Here is a 4,661-nt window from a genome sequence, read left to right as displayed (position 1 = left end):
GGATGCTTCATGTACCGCTGCTTCCAGGTATAAAGCGAATTTACATTTATATCCAGCTCACGAGCTACTTGACTGGCAGGAATGCCACTCATTACACGCTTGACTGCTTCTTCCTTAAATTCATTGCTATAGGTCTTTTGTTTCGTGGACACTATCTCATCACCTCATGGTCTTATTTTACCATTCGTTTATAGTGTCCATCAAACGGGGTATAGGCCATTCCGCGACTGTTTCAGCCGAGTGTTCCTCAGCATTACGACAGACAATGGCAGTGAGTTTTCTAGCCTGTCGGAGCTAGAGAAACTAAGTCACACACGGATCTATTATGCGCATCCGTACTGCTCCAGCGACAAAGGTACGAATGAGAATCACAACGGTTTATTCCGTCGATTTCTTCCCAAAGGGAAGAAAATCCAGGATTACCCCGTGGAACACATTTTCAGAGTAGAGTGCTGGGCCAACACCCTGCCAAGAAAAATACTCGGCTATAAGACACCCGAGGAGTGCTTTAGGGAAGAAATGCTTGCAGCACTTACTGCATAAAGGTTCGCCGGGTGTTCAACTTATTATTGCAATTCGGGTCCGCGGATTGAGTTTTCGGCCTGCACTATAAAAGTTTACACATAAGGATTGACACTACCGGGTGCCCCACCTGTGGAGGTGGGGCACATCTTCTACTCGTTATAAAATTTTGAATCTCTCCGTGAATAAAGGACTTAGAAGTGATATCATATTTATCCCTCATCCCTTCTTCTTCAACACACCTCTGTAATAATCCACATCATCAGCACAATATTTCGTTCCGATATCATCGAAGGTTGCAATCAACTTCTTTAACCTGTCAAAGTCCTTTTCTTCCTCGGCAATGGACATCATTTCAAGCAAAGAACCCACCATACCTGCGTTATTTTTATCCTCTTGGTTGGCAACAAAGATTTCTTCTTCCATGTGCCAAGCCAAAAAGTTTCTGCCTATCAATCGGTAGAGCCTAGACAGATGCCCTTTGACTACGACATCAAGCCATGCATCGTATTCCTCATCTGTGATTTTAGTCAATGCGTCCTTGTACGCTTCAATAGCAGCATCATAGCAGAACAGCATTTCCAAATTACTGCCACGGCACTCTCTTACTTTACCATAAGGAGATTCTTCTACTGATTGTGCCTGATTGCAAATTTGCAAAGACTTTAAGTATTCCCCGCTATTAAAAGCATCGTAAGCCATATCTAAAAGTTCTTCACTGGTTTTATTAGGGATTTGTGTTGGCTTTTTGAGTTCTTCCAGTGTAAAACCGACAATACGGCATTTTTGCTTCATTTCTCCTAAATACTTCAGTACCTTAGGCACAAGCCGCTGGCCAAATTCTGAATCGGCATACCATACATTGGCCTGTCCCATGCCACGGCCTTTTCCCGCTTGACTGGCACTTTCAATGGAAAAATCACGCAAGCCTGCCGGGATAAGATAGGCATTATCTGCTTTAGTGCAAAAATTGTACTCTACATAGTCCTGTTTGTCCTCATATGTCTGCCAGTCCCTATACATTTCTGCATTTTCATACCAACCTACAATTTTTCTGCTTTTGTCGTCCGTGGCTACCCATACCACGGTTACATCGTCCAGCACATTGGTCTTTATTGCCGTCCTGTCCAAGCGTTCAATATGAAGCTGGCCTCTGTGCATAACGAAACCGTAACACTTTTCGTTTTTGGGCAGAAAATTTATTTGCTCCATCGCATCGTTGTTTTCCTTGACAAAAGAACCTCCATTATAAGGCTGATCTTCGTCTGTAATCCCCCGATAGTTTTTCATCCAGGCAATATTGCAAAATACTACTGCTCCCATTTCAATTCCTCCTACATAGCTTTTTCCCTATAGAAATCGGCAAATTTATAATCCAAGAAATGTTCGTGTTCCATAAAGTCAGGATAGAGATGCTCCAATTTGTGAAATTCCTTATTATGTCCGTGAATCAACTGGTGCAGGCACTCGTGGTAAATGAGAAACTTCATTGTCTCCCTGGGAACGCTCCGAGAATTCAAGACATCATTGACCTTGATGTGGTCGATTGCCCAGTCACACTGCGCGAAGTAGCTCTTGTATGGCTTATCAGTCCAGGCAATCGTCGGCCTGCGATAATTTTCTCCCAGTACAGAAGCCTGTTCCTTCAATACCTCGGACAATATATCCTCAAGGCTGTCCTCAAATGGAGCCGGGTCAAGCTGGTAAAATTCACGCTCAACTTCTTCAACGCGTGTCCCAATGGGAACAATTCCCTTGGGGTACATCATGAAATCCACGATACGGCGCTCGTAATAGTCACGATTCCCGTAAAGGCTGTCTATAATGGTCCTGTGACTGCTATATATCTCGCTGATACGCTCTTTCGTTGTGACCATGGGAAGAAGTTCCTCATTAAACTTTGCCGCCAGCATTCCAGGGTCAATTTCGTCACGCTGGGCAAATGTCTGTAATTCCGGGAAACTTCCCATATCATGGACAAAACCGGCCACATTCACCAAATCATCCGGGTCAGGTGTCAGGCCAAATCCCTTGAAATAAGTTTTGGCAAGCTCTGCTCCGTCAAATTCCTCCGTGAGTTTCAGCGTTTCTGCATCTGCTTTCATGGCAAGGTATCCCTCCTCCTGACTGGCAAATACAATAACCTTTTCATCGTTGCCCTCTTCATCAATTACGTTGTACCAGCCAATAGGAAGAGAGGCATCATGTGCCGTTACCTGCACATTGCCGTATTTAATCCCCCGCATCACGGCGATAATCAGCTCCATGGGGATAAGCTCCTGCGGCTTGCTCTGACGAGATACAGGCTCAGGCAATTCTCCCTCGCCCTCGGTGAGGAATTTGGGATTGAGCCAGCGGGTAAAGCTCGACCATTTGTCACAGAAATCAACAATGTTGACGGTTTCCGTTCCCCCGCAGCCAACGCCGCGCATTCCCCTGCCAATCATCTGCATAAGGAGTGTATCGCTTCCCGTAGGGCGGGTGAGGAATATGGTTTCAATGTCCGGAATGTCGCTGCCCTCGGTGAGAATATTGATATTGATCAGCACATCAATATGGTCATCTTTTCCCTTGGCATCTTTATGGTTATTGTCCCGGAAGCGATCAATGACTTTCTGATTTTCCTTATCATCATTCCAGGTGTAGACATAGCCGCATTTTACGCCGCGACTTTGCAGGGCATCATTAAGCACACCGCAATGGTAGCCATTAAGGGCAAAAATGATGGTCTTGCCATACTTGGCCTGATTCTTGACATATTCATCCACAATGACATCATTGCGCTCATTGGTCTTGGCAATCAGGTCAATGGTAGCCTCCGTCAGCTCTCCCCTGCGGCGAATACGCTTCATTTCTTCCTCGTCGATGCGGGTTTCGATATCCACATTGGTTTCCCGGCGGATATTCACGGGTTTCGCCAGTGTTCCATCGGCAATGAGCTTGCTCATGGGCACAGAGTAGATAATGCTGTTGTCGAAGTAGTCCATCAACGCTGCCGTTCCCTTATCCGTATATTTCACGGGGGTTGCGGTAAGACCTAAAAGTTTTGCAGCCGGACGTTTCTTGCGGATAGCTTCGATGACGCGGCGATAGGAGGGAGCGATGGTATGATGCGCCTCATCTACTACAATAATTACCTTTTCCTTGAGCGGTTTGGTGATGTACTTGGTTTTGCGGCACAGGCTCTGCACTGTCCCCACCACCAAATCATCCTTCCTGGATAAGGCTTGGGAGGCGGCGTGCTTGCCGGAAACACAGGTCATGGTGAAGGTGTCCGGGGCCTCGCTGCTCCCCTCCTTAACCAGAGGCGATAGACGATAGAACACTCCGGCTGCCTGCTCAACTAGCATGAAGCGGTGAGCAAGCCAAATGATTTCGTAGCCGCGGGAGGCCATTTCCCGCAGGAGGAAATAGACGCTGGTTATGGTCTTGCCGCTCCCCGTGGGCATAACCAGGATACCGGCTGACTTATCCTCGTCGAGAAAATGCCGTTTCATGGCTGATACAGCTTCCTCCTGATAGGGATAAAGGGAGATATTCAATGCCGCAGATGCCAGCAGATCAAAGGTGAGCGGCTTGGTAAAGTCTGTGTCTGGCTCCCAGCCGTCGTCGGCATCCATGCCAACCTTCAATATTTCGGTGCGGTAGGCATCAATGATGGTGTTGGAAAGTTTTTGCTGCCGAAGTGCCATCAGAATATCCTCCGGCTCCCCTGCCGTAATGCCGCCGTAGTTTTTCTTCTCAAGGCGGCGGGCAATGTCAATGAGGTGATTTTCCTCCGGCAGGAAGTAATCCTCAATTTCCCGGCGGTACCTGCGCACAAAGTGAGAATTCGGCCACTCCGATACATCATCCATATAGGGACAGAGGAAATCAGCGTCATCAAGGAATTTGTCCGGGCGAGCGTAGATGGGAGTAGCTTCACTGGACAGAACCGCCTTGAGGAAACGCAAGGGGAAACGGCTCCAGTTAAAATATTTTCCTTTCATGAGTAATCTCCTTAGTGTAATAGATGTGGGTACTTTAGGTAGCACAGAAGTGGATCAGATTCCCTTATCAGCCTAGTAGTACATCTATATGTAGTAGTCAATACCAGAAGGGAACCGTGTATTTACTACTACATATAGATGTACTATACT

Annotated in this window: 3 protein-coding genes and 1 pseudogene; 1 reads left to right on the top strand and 3 read right to left on the bottom strand. The window is 46.8% G+C overall.

Annotated elements, in window-relative coordinates; all coding sequences use genetic code 11:
• Nucleotides 1–152 (bottom strand): transposase (locus F599_RS16305; RefSeq protein WP_169337814.1); only part of this gene is annotated, 152 nt, incomplete at its 3' end.
• Between the two features lie 79 nt (nt 153–231).
• Here F599_RS16305 and F599_RS15690 point away from each other — a divergent pair.
• Nucleotides 232–543, top strand: a pseudogene (locus F599_RS15690) (IS30 family transposase); the annotation flags it as partial.
• Between the two features lie 198 nt (nt 544–741).
• Here the strand turns inward: F599_RS15690 and F599_RS0112985 are convergent.
• Together F599_RS0112985 and F599_RS0112980 are read right to left on the bottom strand one after the other, a co-directional pair.
• Nucleotides 742–1,845: a hypothetical protein gene (locus tag F599_RS0112985; RefSeq protein ID WP_019543922.1), complete on the bottom strand. Its 1,104-nt coding sequence runs from the start codon at nt 1,843–1,845 to the stop codon at nt 742–744.
• A gap of 11 nt (nt 1,846–1,856) precedes the next feature.
• Nucleotides 1,857–4,511, bottom strand: a complete 2,655-nt coding sequence (locus tag F599_RS0112980; RefSeq protein ID WP_019543921.1) for a DEAD/DEAH box helicase — start codon at nt 4,509–4,511, stop codon at nt 1,857–1,859.
• Nucleotides 4,512–4,661: the final 150 nt, after the last annotated feature.

The organism is Selenomonas bovis DSM 23594, from assembly GCF_000381005.1.
In the GTDB taxonomy this organism is placed as follows: Bacteria; Bacillota; Negativicutes; order Selenomonadales; family Selenomonadaceae; genus Selenomonas_C; species Selenomonas_C bovis.
This window is presented reverse-complemented; position numbering and strand designations above follow the sequence as displayed.

What these genes read in the sequence shown, in the direction of transcription:
- F599_RS0112985 (WP_019543922.1), bottom strand. Translation starts at nt 1,845, where the DNA reads ATGGGAGCAGTAGTATTTTGCAATATTGCCTGGATGAAAAACTATCGG.
- F599_RS0112980 (WP_019543921.1), bottom strand. Translation starts at nt 4,511, where the DNA reads ATGAAAGGAAAATATTTTAACTGGAGCCGTTTCCCCTTGCGTTTCCTC.